This is a genomic window from Heliomicrobium modesticaldum Ice1, from assembly GCF_000019165.1.
GTDB classification, from domain to species: Bacteria; Bacillota; Desulfitobacteriia; order Heliobacteriales; family Heliobacteriaceae; genus Heliomicrobium; species Heliomicrobium modesticaldum.
Window position 1 is genome coordinate 1787288 of sequence record NC_010337.2, and the last position, 17660, is coordinate 1804947.

The 17660-nt window shown below is 59.7% G+C and carries 16 protein-coding genes; 11 read left to right on the top strand and 5 right to left on the bottom strand.

Annotated elements, in window-relative coordinates:
- Positions 1 to 3: 3 nt before the first annotated feature.
- The 3 genes from HM1_RS14635 to HM1_RS08045 are packed head-to-tail and all read right to left on the bottom strand — an operon-like array spanning position 4 to position 2649.
- Positions 4 to 672, bottom strand: a complete 669-nt coding sequence (locus HM1_RS14635) for a tetratricopeptide repeat protein (RefSeq protein WP_012282855.1) — start codon at positions 670 to 672, stop codon at positions 4 to 6.
- A 30-nt stretch (positions 673 to 702) separates the two neighbouring features.
- Positions 703 to 1506 (bottom strand): 2-amino-3,7-dideoxy-D-threo-hept-6-ulosonate synthase, encoded by an 804-nt coding sequence (locus HM1_RS08040; RefSeq protein WP_012282856.1) that lies wholly within the window; start codon positions 1504 to 1506, stop codon positions 703 to 705.
- A gap of 15 nt (positions 1507 to 1521) precedes the next feature.
- On the bottom strand, positions 1522 to 2649 hold the full coding sequence (locus tag HM1_RS08045; RefSeq protein WP_236995002.1) for a 3-dehydroquinate synthase II: 1128 nt from the start codon (positions 2647 to 2649) through the stop codon (positions 1522 to 1524).
- Positions 2650 to 3095: 446 nt separating this feature from the next.
- Here HM1_RS08045 and infC point away from each other — a divergent pair, with 446 nt between their 5' ends.
- The 11 genes from infC to HM1_RS08100 all read left to right on the top strand — a co-directional run bounded on the left by infC (position 3096) and on the right by HM1_RS08100 (position 14889).
- On the top strand, positions 3096 to 3692 hold the full coding sequence (gene infC, locus HM1_RS08050) for a translation initiation factor IF-3 (RefSeq protein ID WP_202943765.1): 597 nt from the start codon (positions 3096 to 3098) through the stop codon (positions 3690 to 3692).
- A 36-nt stretch (positions 3693 to 3728) separates the two neighbouring features.
- Entirely contained in the window at positions 3729 to 3926 is a 198-nt protein-coding gene (gene rpmI / locus HM1_RS08055) for a 50S ribosomal protein L35 (protein WP_012282859.1), read from the top strand.
- 62 nt (positions 3927 to 3988) lie between these two features.
- The gene (gene rplT / locus HM1_RS08060; protein WP_012282860.1) at positions 3989 to 4348 is read left to right on the top strand and encodes a 50S ribosomal protein L20; all 360 of its coding nucleotides are present in this window, start codon (positions 3989 to 3991) and stop codon (positions 4346 to 4348) included.
- 141 nt (positions 4349 to 4489) lie between these two features.
- On the top strand, positions 4490 to 5869 hold the full coding sequence (locus tag HM1_RS08065; protein WP_012282861.1) for a TrkH family potassium uptake protein: 1380 nt from the start codon (positions 4490 to 4492) through the stop codon (positions 5867 to 5869).
- A gap of 8 nt (positions 5870 to 5877) precedes the next feature.
- Positions 5878 to 6549 carry a potassium channel family protein gene (locus tag HM1_RS08070; protein ID WP_012282862.1) on the top strand — a complete coding sequence of 224 codons (672 nt, stop codon included), beginning with the start codon at positions 5878 to 5880 and terminating at the stop codon, positions 6547 to 6549.
- Positions 6546 to 7364: a TrmH family RNA methyltransferase gene (locus HM1_RS08075; RefSeq protein WP_012282863.1), complete on the top strand. Its 819-nt coding sequence runs from the start codon at positions 6546 to 6548 to the stop codon at positions 7362 to 7364. Before HM1_RS08070 ends, HM1_RS08075 begins: the two co-directional genes overlap by 4 nt.
- 505 nt (positions 7365 to 7869) lie before the next feature.
- Entirely contained in the window at positions 7870 to 8892 is a 1023-nt protein-coding gene (gene pheS / locus HM1_RS08080) for a phenylalanine--tRNA ligase subunit alpha (protein ID WP_012282865.1), read from the top strand.
- Positions 8893 to 9116: 224 nt separating this feature from the next.
- A complete protein-coding gene (gene pheT / locus HM1_RS08085; protein WP_012282867.1) occupies positions 9117 to 11567 on the top strand; it encodes a phenylalanine--tRNA ligase subunit beta in 2451 nt (816 codons plus the stop codon).
- 186 nt (positions 11568 to 11753) lie between these two features.
- The gene (locus HM1_RS08090; protein WP_041315120.1) at positions 11754 to 12017 is read left to right on the top strand and encodes a cell division protein ZapA; all 264 of its coding nucleotides are present in this window, start codon (positions 11754 to 11756) and stop codon (positions 12015 to 12017) included.
- A gap of 82 nt (positions 12018 to 12099) precedes the next feature.
- A complete protein-coding gene (gene polX, locus HM1_RS08095) occupies positions 12100 to 13818 on the top strand; it encodes a DNA polymerase/3'-5' exonuclease PolX (protein ID WP_012282869.1) in 1719 nt (572 codons plus the stop codon).
- 114 nt (positions 13819 to 13932) lie between these two features.
- A complete protein-coding gene (locus tag HM1_RS08100; protein ID WP_012282870.1) occupies positions 13933 to 14889 on the top strand; it encodes a Nif3-like dinuclear metal center hexameric protein in 957 nt (318 codons plus the stop codon).
- A gap of 65 nt (positions 14890 to 14954) precedes the next feature.
- On the opposite strand, the gene cydB is transcribed toward HM1_RS08100, so the two are convergent.
- Together cydB and HM1_RS08110 are read right to left on the bottom strand one after the other, a co-directional pair.
- Positions 14955 to 15992, bottom strand: coding sequence for a cytochrome d ubiquinol oxidase subunit II (gene cydB / locus HM1_RS08105; RefSeq protein ID WP_012282871.1), 1038 nt, complete (start codon positions 15990 to 15992; stop codon positions 14955 to 14957).
- Positions 15989 to 17344: a cytochrome ubiquinol oxidase subunit I gene (locus HM1_RS08110; protein ID WP_012282872.1), complete on the bottom strand. Its 1356-nt coding sequence runs from the start codon at positions 17342 to 17344 to the stop codon at positions 15989 to 15991. Before HM1_RS08110 ends, cydB begins: the two co-directional genes overlap by 4 nt.
- Between the last annotated feature and the right edge of the window lie 316 nt (positions 17345 to 17660).

Genomic DNA, 17660 nt, shown 5'->3' on the forward strand with positions numbered 1-17660 from the left:
GGTTTAACCGAATTGGGGAACAAAACCCTCTTGTTCGACGAGGGCGCGATATTGGGGGTCTCTGGCGAGGGTGAGCAGTTTGGTCCAGGCCGCTTTTGCTTCATGCATCAGATGGATGTTCTTATAGGCCACACCGAGCTGATAGAGGATGCGCCAGTAAAAATCGGCGGCGAAGAGGCGATTGTCCTGTTCATAGCGGGAGATGAGGTAGTGGAAGTCTTCGATGGCTGTGCGGCTGCGGTGGAAGAATTGCTCTGGCAGGCGGAAACAGACTTGGCCGCGGAGGATGCGCGCCTGGATCAGGTCGGGATGGGCTCTGACCACCTTATCTAATGTCTTCAGGCCTTCCAGCGCCTTGGCGAAGCGCTCTGAGGGGTCCACGGCGTCGCGGCCCAGGAGGCAGACGACACTGCCATAGTAGGCCTCCACCAGTGGGGTGGGTTTGGTCTGACGAAGTTTGCTGAGCAGCTCATGGGCTTTAAGAACGGCTTGCTTGTCACCGTCGATGCCGGCGTCATGAAGGGCGACCGCCTTGCGGAGTTCAAAAGGTTCTTCAAGGGGCGATGCGGTCGCCGGCGAATTCGGTGATACAGCCGGCTTTATGGGAAGGGTGACGGTGATACCCGACCAGGAGCGGCTACCCGGTTGGGAAGAGGGCTTGTTTTGACTCATGGTTTCATTCCTCCCGGTTTGTAGGAAGTGCTAGCCGTCAACAGAGGATGCCAGTTCCGCCAGTTGGGACGCGTCCACCTTTCTGTCGAGGATGCGCCGGATGGCGGCGGTCAGCCGTTGTGGCCGGGCATGTTGAAAGATGTTTCGCCCGATGGCGACGCCGAGGCTGCCGGCCTGCTGGGCTGCGTAGACCATGTTGAGCAGTTCGCCGGTGCTGTTTGTTTTGGCGCCGCCGGCGATGATGACGGGGATGTCGACGCCGCCGGTCACCTGCCTGAAGCTCTCCGGCGTTCCCGTGTAATTGACCTTGACGATGTCAGCGCCCAATTCTTCGGCGACACGAGCGGCATGGGCGACCCTTACCGGGTCGTACTCGTTGGCTTGATTGCCGTCGCGGACGTACATCATGGCCAATAGGGGCATGCCCCAGAGTTCACAGGCGTCGGCTATCTGGCCCAGGTCTTCGAGCATCGCATTTTCGGCGGCGCCGCCGAGGTTAACATGGACGGAGACGGCGGTCGCCCCGAGCCGGACGGCATGCTCCACCGAAGAGACCAATTCCTTGCGGTTCGGTTCCGGCGAGAGGGTCGTCGAGGCAGACAGGTGAACGATCAGGTCGCACTGTCTTGTCGAGAGCACGCCTGCGATCTGCCGGGCCAGTCCCTTGTGGACGATGACGGCGTCAGCGCCGCCGTCTGCCACAGCTTTCACCATCGGGCGGATCTCAGTCAATCCAGCGACGGGACCGAGGGAGACGCCGTGATCGAGCGGAACGGCGAGCAATTGTCCGGAGGGCGCGAAGAGCCGGTTCAGGCGAATCTCTTTTCCAGTCATGGCTGGCGCCGCCTCCTAGCTTTCGATGATCTTTTCATCCACTTTGATGCCCACATGCCTTCCCGGCGCGCAGACATAGGCCAGGAGTTGGTCGCCCGGCTGGACGGTGGTGGCATTGCGCGGTTCTCCATTGGCGCCCATGACGCGGATGTGCCAGTCGTCCTGAACGATCACGTTCAAGTCGATGCCATCGGCCACCCCTTTGATCAGGAGCAGCGGCCGCACCTCTGTCTTCACCCGACCGACGATGACCGGTCGCGTTTTTCCTTTGGTGTTGACGCAAAGGACAGCCGTGCCGGCCCGCAGGTCTGTCAGGTAGTCGGTGGCGTTGCCGGGGCGCCAGACGTAGGAGTGGACGGCGCCGGCGTTCACCCGGAAGGGCCGCAGGTTCATATAGGGCAGGTAGTGCGTCTCCGAACAGACAAAAATGCCGCCTGAAGAAGTGGAGCCGATGATCATCCCTTCATCGCGGGTCATGATATCTGTCGTATCGATACAGGAACGCAAGCCCATCCCGATGTGGCTGACCTCCGTCACCGTCAAGGGATGCAGTTGCAGCGGCTCGGCGCCTCGGCGGGACAGAAAAGCCTTCAGCTCGATGATTTCGTTCATATCGTCCGTGGACAGCAGGACGCCGTCGCTGCCTTGTTCCAGGACGCCGAAAGCGACCTCCATCGCTTCTACACTCTTCTCCGCTTTGAGCAGCACCGTCTTGCTCTTTTGCAGGCGGGCGATGATCAACTCCAGAGGGATGTTTGTGGGCAGATCGAAGTCGACGACGGCGTAATCATGGCTGACTGCCCTGCGGCTGGCTTCCTCTAAATCGTCCTGGCCGCCTTCGATGAAAAGAGAGATGCAGGTGCTAAACCCCTTTTCCCGGGCTGCATCCAACAGCGCGGGAACGCTGGAAAGGACGATATCCCCTTCAGACAGGGCGTCAAGGTCGGAGGGCTCCTTGATTTCCGTAATCAGAATGGTTTTGAGCGGGAAATGCCCATCCCGCCGCTGCGCTGGCGTGACGACAACATGTTGAAGGGGGGAGTTGTCGATCAACCCCCAGATGTCTCTGCGATCCAAAGGCACAGGGCGTCCGTCAAACCAGACCTCCCGCGTAACGGCGCCAGTTCCAATCCCACTAGCCACGAACACCAACTCCATATCCTTGAATTCCGCTGCCGAGAAATCTCCCGGCTATTTGAAGTCTATTCTATGGAAAATTATGGTGTGACGAGAAAAGGGACGCTATAACAAAAAAGCTGCCGCAACGGCGTCAACGGGGGGCAGCTTGACCCAACAGGGAGGGAACGATGCGGTCGTGGACAGCGATGCGAAGGCTCTTTTTGTTGCGCAGGTTGCTTGACATGTCCTATGTGTCATGCTATAGTAACGAGCGGAACGACAAACAAGCAGAAGCCATCCGCTTCTCACCCAGTCGGTTGAGACTGCAACTGGGTTCATCTGTCAAAGCCAGGCGTCGCAGGATCGATCATCGTCGATACTGTCAGCGTCGTGCCTTGGGAGAAGCATGCGGGTGGGAGAGCCCGCATTTTTTGTTTGTTTCGTTTGAAGAAATCAGGGGGTGAACATTTATCAGCAAGGACCTGCGCATCAACGAGGAGATCCGCGTCCGCGAAGTTCGCTTGGTGGGCACCGAGGGGGAACAGCTGGGGATTTTGAACATCCGCGACGCCCTGCGCATCGCCCAGGAGAGCAACCTCGATCTGGTGGAGGTGGCGCCGACGGCCAGGCCTCCCGTATGCCGGATCATGGATTACGGCAAGTATAAGTTTGAGCAGAGCAAACGGGAACGAGAAGCTCGCAAAAAACAAAAAATTGTCAGCATCAAAGAGGTTAAACTGCGCCCGAACATCGAGGATCATGATTTTGACACGAAGGCTCGCAACGCCATCCGCTTTCTGGAGGACGGCGATAAAGTAAAGGTCACGATCATGTTCCGTGGACGTGAGATCACCCACCCCGAGTTGGGCCGGCAGTTGTGTGTCCGTTTGGCCGAGGTCTGTCGACCCTATTCCAACGTGGAACGCGACGCCAAGGTGGAAGGCCGCAACATGATCATGATCCTGGCGCCCAAAGCCGAGACCCAGCGGGAACCTCGCGCCGAGAAGCCTCGGGATGCCAAAAGAGCTGAGAAAGCGGAAGCCCCGACCACCGGGAAAGCCGAATAAATCGCCCCTTTACTCGCGATTGAGGAGTTGAACGACATGCCGAAAATGAAAACCCACCGCGGGGCGGCCAAACGGTTCAAGAAAACCGCCTCCGGCAAGTTCAAGGCGAAAAACGCCTTCACCCGCCACATCTTGGAGAAGAAGTCAGCCAAGCGCAAGCGCCAGCTCCGCGGCACCGCTGTCGTCGCTAAGGAAGACACGCCGAAGCTGAAGGAACTGCTTCCCTATCTCTAAGCCGGCCAGCCGGTTTCATTCTCTTTTGAAAATACGCCTCAGGCAGCACAGGAGGTCTTCGTATGGCTCGCGTCAAGACGGGTCCCATGTCCCGTAAACGACATAAAAAAATCCTCAAACTCGCTCGCGGCTACCGCAACGCCCATTCCAAGCTTTTCCGCACCGCCCACCAGTCGGTCATGAAGGCGCTCTCTTACGCCTACGCCCATCGCAAGAAGAAGAAGGGTGACTTCCGCAAGATCTGGATCACCCGGATCAATGCTGCCGCTCGCATGAACGGCATCTCCTACAGCGTCATGATGAACGGCCTGAAAAAAGCCGGCGTCGCTGTCAACCGCAAGATGCTCGCTGACCTGGCTGTCAACGACCTGCCGGCTTTTGCCAAGCTCGTCGATGTGGCCAAGGCGAAAGGGAACGCTTAAAACCAAATCGAACCATCAAAAAACAGGCATGGCCGCGGGGTCATGTCTGTTTTTCTGGGAAAACTCCTAAGGTGACCGGCGATTTTGGCAAAGGAACCTGGCGATGGAACCAAAATAAGACGGGAGACGGACTGTTCGTCCATGTATAGATATGAACCGCCCAGACCCATTTTCGCCCCCTATGTGCAGGGGAAGCGACCCGCCCATGGATTATCGCCGGCGAGGGTACTCGTCGCCGGCTTCGCTTTGATCATCCTGATCGGGGGATTTCTGCTGAGCACGCCGATGGCGTCGCGGAGCGGTCTGGGGACGCGCTTCGTCGACGCGCTCTTTACGGCCACATCGGCTGTCTGTGTGACCGGTTTAGTGGTTGTCGATACCCATGATAATTTTTCGCTTTTCGGGCAGTTGATCATCATCACACTGATCCAGGTCGGCGGTATCGGCTTCATGACCATGGCCACCTTGATCTACCTGTTGATGGGCAAGCGGATCAACCTGAAGGAGCGGCTGCTCATGCAGGAGGCTTTGAACAGCCTCTCCGTGCAGGGCGTTGTCCGGCTGGCCCGCCATGTGCTGTTGGCCACCTTTCTGATCGAAGGAATCGGCGGGGTCATCCTGTCGATGCGATTCATCCCCGAGATGGGACTGGCAAAGGGGCTCTATTACGGCTTTTTTCACGCCATCTCCGCCTTTTGCAACGCCGGATTTGATCTCTTCGGCGGTTTTCGCGGCATCACCGGTTATGTGGACGATCCGATCGTCAACGTGACTGTGTCCATTCTCATCATCATCGGCGGCTTGGGGTTTACCGTCATCGCCGAAACATTCCGCTACCGGGAGATTCGGCGATTCAGCCTCCACACGAAATTGGTCTGGATGATGACGGTCATCCTCATCCTCCTGGCCGCCACGGCCATCTTCTTCCTTGAATTCAACAATCCGAAGACGCTGGGCGCCTTGGGTTGGGAGGGAAAACTACTGGCCGCTTACTTTCAAGGCGTGACGCCTCGGACTGCCGGTTACAACACCGTAAGCATCGCCGATCTCAAACCAGCCACGCAGTTTTTCCTGATCATCCTCATGTTCATCGGCGCTTCGCCCGGCTCCACCGGCGGGGGGATCAAGACGACTACGCTGGCGTCTTTGTTGGCCGCCGTATGGAGCATGCGCCAAGGGAAGATCGATGTGGGTTTCTTCGAGCGGCGCATCCCGCCGGACACCATCTACAAGGCTGTCGGGATCACGGTGATGGCTGTCTTGCTCGTCGTTACTGTGACGATGTTGCTGACGATCACGGAAAACGCTGACTTCCTGGCGTTGCTTTTTGAGGCGACTTCAGCCTTCGGCACCGTAGGGCTTACCATGGCAGTCACGCCGAATCTGAGCGATTTCGGACGGATGTTGATCGCGCTGACCATGTTCATTGGCCGGCTGGGACCGCTCACACTGGCCGTCGCGCTCAGCAGCAATGTCCCGGCCAAACTGCGTTACCCGGAAGAAAAAATCATGGTGGGGTAGGGAGAGCCATGGCCAAAGTAAAAACACAAAAGCTGTTTGCCGTCATCGGCTTGGGACGATTCGGCACGAGCGTCGCCAAGACCCTCTGCCGCATGGGCTACGAGGTGCTGGCCATCGACAGTTCGGAAGAGCGGATCAACGAGGTGGCCCATTTCGTCACCCATGCGGTGCAGGCTGACGCCGAAGACGAAGAGGTGCTCAAAAAGCTCGGCATTCGCAATTTCGATACGGTGATCGTCGCCATTGGTTCGGATGTGCAGGCCAACATCCTCGTCACAGTCATCCTCAAGGACATGGGCGTCCGCCATGTGGTGGCTAAGGCGCAGAACGATCTCCATGGCAAGGTCTTGACCAAGGTGGGCGCCGACCAGGTTGTCTACCCCGAGCGCGACATGGGCGTCCGTGTCGCCCATGCGCTGGTCACATCGACGGTGATGGACTACCTGGAACTCTCGCCGGTCCATTCGCTGGTTGAAATCCGTTCGCCCGAACGGCTTGTGGGCCAGACCCTCGGCAAGGCCGATCTGCGCGCCCGTTGCGGCATCACCGTCATCGCCATCCGCAAAGGCAATGATGTGATCGCCTCGCCTGGCGCCGACACGCTGATCGAGCAGGGGGACATCCTCGTGGCCGTCGGTTCCAACGATGACTTAAGCCGCTTCGAGGAGGAAACCTTTTGAAGATCACCTCTCCAGACAACCGGCATGTGAAGGAGGCCCGCTCTCTTTCGCGAAAAAAGGAGCGGGGCGTCACCGGCAAGTATCTCATTGAAGGGGTGCGGCTCGCCGAAGAGGCAGCTGCCTCTTCGGTCTCCCTTGCCTATTGCCTCTATACGGAGCGGGTAGCGGCCCAGCCGCGGGGACGGCGCCTGCTGGATCGCTTGGCCGCTGCCGGTGTCGACTGCCTGGAGGTCGACGATCGAGCACTGGCCACGATTACGGAGACGGAACAGAGTCAGGGGATCGTCCTTGTCGCCAACCTGGCGCCGGCCCACTGGGAGGCGGTCATCGCCGCGCCCGAGCCCTTTTTGCTGATCGTCGATGGTGTACAGGATCCCGGCAACCTGGGAACGATCATCCGCACCGCCGAGGCGGCCGGTGTGACCGGCGTCCTGCTCACGCCGGGAACGGTCGACCCTTACGGTCCGAAGGTGATCCGGGGGACTATGGGCGCCCTCTTCCGCCTGCCTGTGGCGACAGTTCCCTCGGCAAAAGGGCTTGCCGCCTCCCTGCGGGAGCGAGACATCAGCCTTGCCGTAGCCGATGCCCGCGACGGCGTACCCTATTTTGAGGCGCCCTGGGATCGAGGAAGCATCGCCATCGTCATCGGAAGCGAGGCCCACGGACCCCGGCCTTTCTGGGGGGACCTGGCTCAACTGCGGGTGCGCATCCCCTTGGCGCCGCCTGTCGAATCGCTCAACGCCGCTGTCGCCGCCGCCGTGCTCCTTTTCGAAGCGGCTCGTCATCGCTCGGTTGCTTCGACGAGGGGGCTATGATATAATTTTCCTAGCTGGTGGACCCTGGAACGCAGAAAGGTTGTGGTCGTCGGTGTTTTCCGCTGACTTTTTCTGGCGTATCTTCGAAGTGACAGGTTCCGTTGCAGCGTATATGATCTACCGGCGGTTACTGGTGCAATAAAAGGAGAAGGCGTTGAACGGGAGAAGTACTCCTCATCCCGCTTGCCAGGGAGACGGTCGCCATAGACTGGAAGCGACGTTGAGGCGGAGGGGAAGAAATTCGCCCGGGAGCTTCAGGCTGAAGCCAAAGAGATGCGCAGTGGTCGAGGGACGATGGCGTTCCCTGTGAACACGCCGGCATCACAGGTGGGTAGGTCTCGACGGTCTCCCTCCGTTAGCGGGGAACGACGAATCAGTCGGCCGAGTGGGCTGCTCATTTTGGGTGGCCTAGCGGGGTGGTACCGCGGAAACAACTTCCGTCCCCTTGGGGAGCGGGGGTTTTTTTATTTTCCTTTCGAATCGGGCAAATCAGGAGGTCTTGACGATGCGTGAACAACTGGACCAGATCCGGCGCGAAGCGGCGGAAGCGCTGTGCGCCGTCGACACGATGGAAGCGCTTCAGGATTGGCGTGTCCGCATTCTTGGCAAAAAAGGGGTGCTGACGGGAATCCTGCGCGGACTCGGGGCGCTTCCTGCCGAGGAACGCCCGCTCATGGGCGCCCTCGTCAACGAGGTGCGGGCCGAGTTGGAGTTCAAGCTGGAGGAGAAGAGCCGAGAACTGAAAGCGAGAGAAAAAGAGGCGCGCCTCTCCGGCGAATCCATCGACATCACCCTGCCGGGACGGGTACAGCCCGTCGGCGGCAAGCACCCTCTCACATTGGTCATCGACGAGATCAAGCAGATCTTCCTCGGCATGGGTTATGAGATTGCTGAGGGACCGGAAGTGGAACTGGACTATTACAATTTCGAAGCCCTCAACCTGCCCCAGGATCATCCGGCCCGGGACATGCAGGATTCCTTCTATATCACCTCCGACATCCTGCTGCGCACCCATACGTCGCCGGTGCAGATCCGGGCGATGGAGCGCATCCGGCCTCAATTGCCTGTAAAAGTGATCTGCCCGGGCCGCGTCTTCCGCCGCGACGATGACGCCACCCACTCGCCCATGTTCCACCAGGTGGAGGGGCTGGTCGTCGACAAAGGAATCACCTTCGGCGACCTCAGGGGAACGCTGCTCACCTTCGCCCGCCAGATGTTCGGCCCTGACCGGGAGATCCGCCTGCGGCCATCCTTCTTTCCCTTCACCGAACCGAGCGCCGAAGTGGACATCTCTTGCGTCATCTGCGGCGGCGGCGGCTGTCGCGTCTGCAAGGGCTCCGGCTGGCTTGAGATCCTCGGCTCCGGTATGGTCCACCCGCGCGTCCTCGAATACGGCGGCTACAACCCCCAGGAAGTGACCGGCTTCGCCTTCGGCATGGGTGTCGAACGGATCGCTATGCTCAAGTACGGCATCGACGACATGCGGCTTTTGTATGAGAACGATATGAGGTTCCTGGCGCAGTTCTAGGGGGGCGGATTGGCGACCTTCGCAAGAGCTCCGCGGCTACTCGCTTGCTTGCTCCGCTGGGCGCCAAACCTCTGGGCTTTTCTGCCTGTGAACCATGGCGCCCTTACCGCTTCGCAAGCTGCGCTCGCTGACGCCGCTCCGCTCAAATCGCTCACTCCGCCCCCCTGGAACAGTTGCCCCGAGTCGGAACAGAAAGACGAAGTAACCAAACGAGGTGGAAACGAATGCGCGTATCGATCGACTGGCTCGGCGACTACGTCAATGCCGGCCTGGAAGCCGCCGAACTGGGTGAGAAGCTGACCCGTTCCGGCATCGCCGTGGAAAACGTGCTGTACCGGAACAAGGGGCTTGACAAGGTTGTCGTCGGCAAGATTGTAGAAATGATCAAACACCCGGAGGCGGACCGCCTTTGGATCTGCACCGTCGATACCGGTGCGGGCGTTCGCATCATCGTCACCGGCGCCCAGAATGTTCGCGTCGGACAGAAAGTGCCTGTCGCATTGCCGGGGGCCCACCTGCCCAAAGGCGTGAAGATCGAAGAGTCGGTCCTGCGAGGCATCCCGTCGTCGGGCATGCTCTGCTCTGCCGAAGAACTGGGCCTTGAGGAGAAGACGATCGCCCCGGAAGACCGGGAAGGCATCCTCATCCTCAGCGACGATGCGGCAACAGGCCAGCCTGTCTCTGCCGCCCTTGGCCTCGACGACGCCGTGCTGGAACTGGAACTGACGCCCAACCGAGCCGACTGCCTGGCTGTGCTCAACGTAGCCCGCGAGGTGGCGGCCATCACCGGCGCCGACCTGCGCCTGCCCGAGGTGACCGTCTCTGAAAAGGGCGAGGGCTGCGCCGAGGCGCAGGTGAAGGTCACCATCGAAGAGAGCGACCTCTGCGGCCGCTACGCCGCCCGGCTCTTCACTAACCTGCGTCTCGGCCCGTCACCGACGTGGATGCAGCAGCGACTGCAGGCTGCCGGCATGCGCCCGATCAACAACATCGTCGACATCACCAACTATGTCATGCTGGAACTGGGCCATCCCCTGCATGCCTTCGACTACGACAGGATCAAGGACGGCCATATCATCGTCCGGCGCGCCCGGTCCGGGGAAAAACTGGTCACCCTGGACGGGCAGGAACGGGAATTGAACCCTGAAAACCTGGTCATCGCCGATCCGGAGAAGGCTGTCGGCCTGGCCGGCGTCATGGGCGGGCTGAACAGCGAGATCTCCGCCGGCACAACCACGGTGCTGCTCGAGGCGGCCCACTTTCACCCGGCCAACATCCGCCGCACCGCCCGCCAGCTCGGCTTGCGTTCCGAGGCGTCCCAGCGCTTCGAGAAGGGCGTCAACATCGACACGGTGGTGCTGGCGATGAACCGGGCTGCCCAACTGGTGGCTGACCTGAATGTGGCCGATGTGGTTCCCGGCTATGTCGATAATTATCTTCGGAAGGTGGTCCCCTTAGAGATCCCCTTTTCTGTCGATCGGATCAACGCCCTTTTGGGCACCAGACTGACCGGCGACGACATGGATGCCATCTTCCAACGGCTTCGGTTCCCCGTCAAATGGCTCGGTGAAGGCGAAAAGCGTTCAGGGCTCCTGAGCGCGCCGGCCTACAGGCCCGACCTGCAAGGGGAGCATGACCTGGCGGAGGAGGTGGCGCGCCTCTACGGCTATGACCGCATCCCGACGACCTTGCCGAAAGGGGAGACGACTGTCGGCCAGCGCACCTGGCCCCAGACGGTGCGCGAACGCATCGCCGACACACTCGTCGGCGCCGGACTTCGCGAAGTGGTTACCTTTTCCTTCATCAACCCGCGCCATCTGGACCGGCTCGGACTGCCGGCGGAAGATCTCTTGCGCCAGGTGGTGTCGGTGCAAAACCCCTTGAGCGAGGAACAGGGCATCCTCCGCCCGACGATCCTGCCGGGCTTGTTGGAGGTGGCCGCCCGCAACGCCAGCCGCCGCATCGCCGATCTGGCCATCTTCGAGATTGGCTCCACCTTCTCGCCACGTGCATTGCCCTTGAAGGAATTGCCCGATGAGCCCTGGAAGGTCTCCGCTCTGGTGATGGGCGAAGAGCCGATCCACTGGAGCGGCAAGCCGAAAGCCGTCGATTTCTATTACCTGAAAGGGATCGCCGAGAAACTGCTGGCGACACTGAAGATCGATGATGTGGCCTGGCAGCGCGAAAAGGAGGTTCCCTATCTCCACCCCGGCCGCTCGGCCCGGCTGACCGTGGAACGGGAGGGCGTAAAGATCCAACTGGGCGTCCTCGGCGAGGTTCACCCGGACGTACGAGAGGCTTATGACCTGGTCGGACGGCCTGTCGTCATGGAACTGGACCTGTCGGCGCTGACCCTGCTTGCTAGGGCGAAAGGCGACTATACACCGCTGCCCCGTTATCCTTCGACTGATCGCGACATGGCCATGGTTCTCCCCCTTGATATTCCGGCCAGTCAGGTGGAAGCTGTCATCGCCGAGACAGGCGGAGAGATCCTGGAACGGTGGCGCCTCTTCGATGTCTACCAGGGCAATCAGATCGCCCAGGGTTACCGCAGCCTTGCTTACACCCTTCGTTATCAGGCACCCGATCGCACCCTCACCGACGACGAGGTCAACAGCCGCCATGAGTCGATCAAAGCCGCTCTTGTCGAACGCCTGGGCGCTCGATTCCGGTAAATAATCTGCTGCGGTGCGAAGAAGGAAGCAGGTTTTTTCGACAGCGGCAGCGAAGAGGGAATTCATTCCTCACCGAGTGAGAGGTCCTTTTTTGGAGATAAACCATAGGGGTTAAGATTCGTCGAAGGATTCGTTGCTTCGTTGGAGGATTCGTCGAGCGCTGTCGTTGTCGAGGGGGAACCATCTGTGCCTGAAGAAGTCCACAAGACGACTGTACACATTTACGGAGAACCTTATACGATCCGGAGTCCCTTGACGTCGCAGCAGATGAAGCAATTGGCCGCCACCGTCGACGAGCGGATGCAAGAGATTAGCCGCAAGGGGCCTCATCTTTCCGTCTCCAAGGTGGCCGTGATGGCGGCGCTGCACTTCGCCCATGACTTGGCGAAGCTGCAGGAGGACTATGACGATCTGATCAAACTCCTGGAGGATTCCAGTTCCCCCAAATGAGAGTCATCGAAATGGTGAGCGCCGGGGTCCGGCGCTTTTTTCCTTGCCGCCTGGGTACAATAGCCGGAAGGAGGGAAAAGCCGTGCATAACCAGGAAATCGCCTGGACCCTCGCCGAGATGGCCAACCTGTTGGAGATTCTCGGGGAAAACCCCTTCAAGGTGAGCGCCATCCGCAAGGGCGCCATGGTCATCGAAAAGCTGGAAACCCCTGTCTCTGTCCTGTCCGCCCGCGGACAACTGGCGAAGATCGACGGCATCGGCAAGGGGCTTTGCGCAGAGATCGAGGCGTTGCTGCAAGCGGGTGAGAGCCCTCGATTGCAGCGACTGCGCGAAAAGGTTCCCCCCGGTGTCCTTGATATGCTGCAACTGCCCGGCATCGGACTGCGGGCGGTGCGCACCTTTTTTGCCGAAGGGTATACGACGCTGGAGGAACTGGAAGAGGGGGCACGCAAACACCGGTTGCGGCAGTTGCCGGGCATCGCCGCCAAAACGGAACTGGCGGTGATCCGCGGCGTCGAGTTGCTGCGGCGGCGGTCAGGGAAATTCGGACTTGGCGTGGCCCGTCCGCTGGCCGAGGCGTTGCTCCGATTCCTACAAAATCTCCCCGAGGTGAGCCGCGCCGAGCTCACCGGCGACCTGCGCCGCAGCCAGGAGATGGTCGAAGAGATCCACCTCCTGGCGGCGTCGCAAGAACCGGCGGTAATCCTGAATTTAGTAAAAAAACACCCGATGGCGGCGAAACAACTCGCTGAAGATGACACATTCGTCCGCTTCGCCTTCGCCTTCGGCCTGCCGGTTCGCATCGAAGTCACCAGCGAGTCCAATTTTGTCGCTCGGTGGGTCGAAACGACGGGAACGGCGCAGCACTGGGCGGCCTTGCGCAGCCGGGGCGCCCGTCCGGCCTCTTGCGAAGAACAGGCCGATGAAAGTGACTGGCGCCGGTTCATCTCCTCTCAGGAGGCCGAGGAGGTCTTCTACGAGGAGCTTCGCCTTCCCTGGATCCCTCCGGAACTGCGGGAAACGGGGAAGGAAGTCGCTCAGGCTGAAGCGGGGGAGCTGCCCGACTTGGTGGAGTTGGGTGACATCCTCGGCGACTTTCATATCCATACCAACTGGAGCGATGGCGTATCCTCGCTGGAGGAGATGGTCTCGGCCGGTCGGGACCGGGGGTACGCCTACATGGCCATCACCGATCATTCCCAGTCCCTGGCGGTCGCCCGGGGGCTTTCGGAATCGAAGCTGCGGGAACAGCAACGGACCATCCGCCAAATCGACGCCCGCGAGAAGGATATTACCCTTTTTTCCGGGATCGAGATGGATATCCTCGGTGACGGCCGCCTCGATTATGCCGACGACATATTGAGAGAGATGGACGTGGTCATCGCCTCTGTCCATACGGGCTTGCGCCAGGAGCGTCACAAGGTCCATACTCGCTTGGAGGCAGCTTTGAAAAACCCTCATGTGGACATCATCGGCCATCCGACAGGCCGGCTGATCGGCACACGAGAACCCTATGACGTGGACATCGATTGGCTTCTGGATCTGGCGGCAAAAACCGGCACGATCCTGGAGATCAACGCCTCGCCGGACCGGCTCGATCTTTCGGCGCCCCATGCCCGCCTCGCCAAGGAGCGGGGCGTCATGATCGTCATCAATACGGATGCCCATGACCGCGCCAGGTTGAGCGAGATGGCTTACGGCGTCGCCAACGCCCGGCGGGCCGGTTTGGAGAAGGGTGACATCCTGAACACGAAACCCCTGGCGGAGGTGAAAAAGATTTTAGCCAAGCCGAAAGGGTGATGTACTTTAATGAAGGCGAAGAGAACTGGAATAGGGAAAATTCCTATCATCCATAGGGGAAATTGATTGGAGGACTCATTCTGATACAGGAGAAGAACAGGGGAGGATGAAGATATGAAAGCCCGCGAGATTTATGAACTCTTTGTCGCTATGGGGATCGACGCCGATCCCCGGGGACGGGAGGAAGTAGAACGGCAACTGGCCCGGCGAAAGCAGCAGTTCGGCGAACTGAAAGGGGAAGAGAAGGCGAACTATGACCAGGAAGCGCTGACCAACCCCTACAGCGACACGCGGCTCCTCGTGGGCGATCCGGAGCGGGAGGTCAAACGGGTGCTCGTCGGCATCGACATGGAGGTCGGCGAGGTGCTGCTGGCTGACCGGCTCGGCGAGAAAGGCAAACCCATCGACTTGCTCATCGCCCACCACCCCGAAGGAAAAGCCCTTTCCGCATTGCACGATGTGATGCATATGCAGGAAGACCTGTTGGCGAAAGTGGGTGTGCCCATCAACGTGGCCGAAGGGATCCTGGCCAGCCGGATCAGCGAGGTGAAGCGTGGCCTTGCCCCCATGAACCACAACCGCGCCGTCGACGCCGCCCGTCTTATGGACCTCTCCCTGATGTGTGTCCATACGCCTGCTGACAACCAGGTGCAGACCTTTCTGGAAAAGCGGATCGACGAGAAGAAACCTGCTACCGTCGGCGATATCCTTACCCTGCTCGAAGAGATCCCCGAATATAAAGCGGCTGCTCGCGCCGGCTCCGGCCCCACCCTCTTTACAGGCCGCAAGGAAGGCCGCTGCGGCAAGGTGATGGTCGATATGACCGGCGGCACCTCCGGTTCGGAAGACGCCTACGCCAAGCTCGTCCAGGCCGGTGTCGGCACCATCGTGGCGATGCACATGGGCGAAAAACATCGCAAGGAAGCGGAAAAAAACCACATCAACGTCGTCATCGCCGGCCACATGGCCAGCGATTCGCTGGGGATGAACCTCCTGCTCGATGAACTGGAAAAGCGCGGCGTGGAGATCGTGCCTTGCGCAGGCTTTGTTCGGATCAGCAGAAGCCAATAAGATCGGGATAAAGGGAAGACTCCCCTCGAGCCAAATCAGTCCGAGGGGAGTCTTCTTTCGTTTCATCAGATCTTCATGCTCTGTTTGTTCCCTATCGTCATTACTCGCGCCGAACGGATGAAGGTCCGGTAAATATACGCCGTATAGGTCAGCACAATCGGCAATCCAATCAGCGCCAGGATCAGCATGATCATCAGCGTCCGCTCTGACGAGGAGGCGTTGAAGACGGTGAGGCTGTTGGCCAGGTTGTTAGAGGCCGGAACGATATAGGGGAAGAGGCTGGCTGCCATGGTCGTCAATAGGCCGAAGATAGTCAGGGCTGATGCGCCCAGAGGCCCATAGGCGTTGCCGCCTTTCAGGGCCGCCGGAAAGGCAGCGAGACCGAGCAAGGCGATCAGGGGAAACACCCAGAGCAGAGGAACGTCGAAGTAGTTGCTGAAGAGCCTCGGTGTGCCCAGGTAGCTCCAAGCCGTGCCGATGAGAAAGAGGGGGAGCAAGGTCAGCCAGGCTGCGCGCGCCCAGCGGCGGGCTTTTACCTGGAGCGCGCCGTCGCTCTGGGAGATGATGAAGGCGGCGCCGTGCATGGCGAAGAGAGAGAGGCTGACGAGGCCCATGACGAGCGAGTAGGGATTGAGCAGGCCCAGGAAGTCACCCAGATAGCCACCATTGGCGTCGAGAGGGATGCCTCGCAGGATGTTGCCGACAGCCACCCCGTAGAGGATGGACGGGAGCAGGCTGCCGAGACTGAATCCGAGGTCCCACCACTTGCGCCAGCCGGGGCTGTCCAACTGGTGCTGGAACTCGATGGAGACGGCCCGGAAGATGAGGGCGAAGAGCACGAGCATCAGGGCCAGGTAAAAACCGCTGAAGACAGTGGCATAGACCATGGGAAAGGCAGCGAAGATGGCACCGCCGCCGGTGAGCAGCCAGACCTGATTGCTGTCCCAGTAGGGGCCGATGGAATAGATCATGCGTCTGCGTTCATCGGGATCCTTTGTCAGCAGATAGAGGCTGCCGACGCCTAAATCGAAGCCGTCCAAAAGGGCGTAACCGAGCAAGAGCACGCCAACCAGCACAAACCAGGTGATCTGCAGTTCCATCATCGGCCCACCTCCGTTCCGGACTTGGCGACGCCGTTGGCGGTTGCGAAGGCCTCAGGACCGGCCGCCAGTTTTTTGCGCAGCAGGTAGAACCAGACGACAAAAAGCAGGCTATAGATGAGAACGAAGAGGATGATCGAGGCGAGGATCTGCCAGGCCGGTACGGTGTAGGAGATGCCGTCTACTGTCCGCAAGAGCTTATAGACGATCCAGGGCTGGCGGCCCACCTCTGCGGCGATCCAGCCGACCTCGTTGGCGATGAAGGGAAGCGGGACCGACCAGAGGGCCAGCTTGAGAAACAGTCGGTTGTCCTGCAGCGTCCCTTTGCTCATGAGCCAGATGCCCCAGATGGAGAAGAGGATGAACAAGGTGCCCAGAGCCACCATCAGGTGAAAGGTGACGAAGGGCAGGAAGACGGGGGGGCGTTCCTCTTCCGGGAAAGCCTTCAGGCCTTGGACTTCTCCGTCAGGGTCGCCGGTGGCCAACAGGCTGAGCGCCTTAGGGATGCCGAGCCTAAAGTGGGTCACGCCGGCTTTCTCATCGGGGATGCCGAAGAGGAGCAGAGAGGCGCCCTTCTCCGTTTCAAAGAGGCCTTCGATGGCGGCCAGTTTTTCCGGCTGGGTCTGGGCGACCTGCACGGCGTGCATGTGCCCGATGGGGATTTGGGCCAGCGACGCAACGAGGGCGAGGAAGAGGGCGTATTTCATCGACTTTTTGGCGAAGGCGACTTCCCGTCGGCGCAGCAGGTACCAGGCAGAGATGGCTATGACGAAAAAAGCACCTGTGATCAATGCGCCGTCGACGGTGTGCAGGTAGCGAGGGACTGTGGAGGCGTTCAACAGGGCCGCTTTGAAGTCGATCAGCTCGGCGCGGCCGTTGACGATGTGGTAGCCGGCCGGCGTCTGCTGCCATGAGTTGGCGATGATGATCCAGAGCGCCGAGAGGGTAGAGCCGACAGCGACCATGAGGGAGGAGAACCAGTAGACTTTTTTGGAGACACGGTCGGCGCCCCAGATCAGGACGCCCATGAAGGCCGATTCGAGGAAGAAGGCGAAGATCGCCTCCGCCGCCAGGGGGCCGCCGAAGATGTCTCCCACGAAGCGGGAGTACTCTGACCAGTTGGTGCCGAACTGAAACTCCATGGTGATGCCGGTGGCGACGCCAACGACGAAGCTGATGGCGAAGATCTTGAGCCAGAAGCGGGACATCTTCTGGTACAGCTCCTCTCCCGTTTGCAGGTAGCGGGTCTGCATGAGGACGATGAGCCAGGCCAGGCCGATGGTCAGCGGGGGGAAGATGAAGTGAAACCCCGCCGTGACGGCGAATTGGATCCGCGATAACAGAACCACGTCCATTAGACAACCTCCTTTTCACCTTTTTTTGTGCGGCGATGATGTGGCGATTCCTTGTTTTGGAGGAAACTTGTTCTTTGCAAAAACAATTATAATCGAGGACAGACCTGATTGCAATAATAACAGTAATTGTTATTGACCGTTCTGATCGCAGAGGAAGACTGTCTGTTTTCGATTTCGATACAACCCTTATTCTTTTTCTACACGAGGAAATCCTCTGACAAGAATTAAAAATAGTAGCAAAAAATGCTGAGAAGACAGCATCGCTCTTCCCCTTATTACCGGCGAAGGCAAGCTTTTTATCCCCATTCCTGTTTTC

Excerpts from the sequence above, each read along its gene's own strand:
- HM1_RS08065 (WP_012282861.1), top strand. The coding sequence starts at position 4,490 with ATGTATAGATATGAACCGCCCAGACCCATTTTCGCCCCCTATGTGCAG.
- HM1_RS14635 (WP_012282855.1), bottom strand. The coding sequence starts at position 672 with ATGAGTCAAAACAAGCCCTCTTCCCAACCGGGTAGCCGCTCCTGGTCG.
- rpmI (WP_012282859.1), top strand. The coding sequence starts at position 3,729 with ATGCCGAAAATGAAAACCCACCGCGGGGCGGCCAAACGGTTCAAGAAA.
- rplT (WP_012282860.1), top strand. The coding sequence starts at position 3,989 with ATGGCTCGCGTCAAGACGGGTCCCATGTCCCGTAAACGACATAAAAAA.
- pheT (WP_012282867.1), top strand. The coding sequence starts at position 9,117 with ATGCGCGTATCGATCGACTGGCTCGGCGACTACGTCAATGCCGGCCTG.
- HM1_RS08110 (WP_012282872.1), bottom strand. The coding sequence starts at position 17,344 with ATGGACGTGGTTCTGTTATCGCGGATCCAATTCGCCGTCACGGCGGGG.
- pheS (WP_012282865.1), top strand. The coding sequence starts at position 7,870 with ATGCGTGAACAACTGGACCAGATCCGGCGCGAAGCGGCGGAAGCGCTG.
- HM1_RS08040 (WP_012282856.1), bottom strand. The coding sequence starts at position 1,506 with ATGACTGGAAAAGAGATTCGCCTGAACCGGCTCTTCGCGCCCTCCGGA.
- HM1_RS08070 (WP_012282862.1), top strand. The coding sequence starts at position 5,878 with ATGGCCAAAGTAAAAACACAAAAGCTGTTTGCCGTCATCGGCTTGGGA.
- HM1_RS08100 (WP_012282870.1), top strand. The coding sequence starts at position 13,933 with ATGAAAGCCCGCGAGATTTATGAACTCTTTGTCGCTATGGGGATCGAC.
- cydB (WP_012282871.1), bottom strand. The coding sequence starts at position 15,992 with ATGATGGAACTGCAGATCACCTGGTTTGTGCTGGTTGGCGTGCTCTTG.